The following is a 639-nucleotide window of genomic DNA, read 5'->3' as shown; positions in this document are numbered from 1 at the left end:
GCGATCAGGTGATCGTCAGTTCATGTTCCACGGCTCGCCGTAGGTGGTGACGCTGTCACCGGTCGAGGCGATCAGCCGGGCGTACGGACGCAGCAGCACACCACCGGCCGCACCGGTCACGGTGCCGTGAGCGTTGGACACCGCCACGGTTCCTTCGGCGCCGCTGACGTCGACGGCGAAGGTGGCGACTTCCTGGATGCCGGGGCCGTTGCCCAGGTCCGCGCTGATCGACACACCCGGGAACAGCGGCGGGGTCACGACCTCAGGCAGCAGATCGATACGGTCGCCACCACCGATCGGGTTGATGACACCGAAGTCGGGGCTGTCGAAGGCGATGTTCGGGGTGGTGTAGCTGAAGTTGATGCCCACGCCCAGCGACCAGGGGAAGCCGATCTGGTAACCCAGCTCCAGCGAGCCCTCGAAGTCCTCGGCACCCTCGCCGGCGACGATGTACTTGGCGCGGCCCGAGTGGAACCACTCACGGGTCAACCGGTTGCGGTCCAGCGGGAACACGCCGTTGAGGAAGGTGTCCCACTGCTGCACGGTCAAGGTGCGGCCCTGACCGTCGAGGAGGCTGAGCTCGTTGTCCAGACCCGCGTTGGAGGTGCCCGTGCTCGTGAACAGAGCCGCAACGGCCGC

At 67.0% G+C, this 639-nt stretch carries 1 protein-coding gene; it reads right to left on the bottom strand.

From position 1 onward, the window contains the following. Positions 1-15 precede the first annotated feature (15 nt). Positions 16-639 (bottom strand): MspA family porin (locus AU194_RS30810; protein WP_059093044.1); only part of this gene is annotated, 624 nt, incomplete at its 5' end.

Source organism: Mycobacterium sp. GA-2829, assembly GCF_001499965.1.
Classification (GTDB): domain Bacteria; phylum Actinomycetota; class Actinomycetes; order Mycobacteriales; family Mycobacteriaceae; genus Mycobacterium.
The sequence above is the reverse complement of the archived record's forward strand: the minus strand, read 5'-3'. Positions and strand labels throughout refer to the sequence as shown.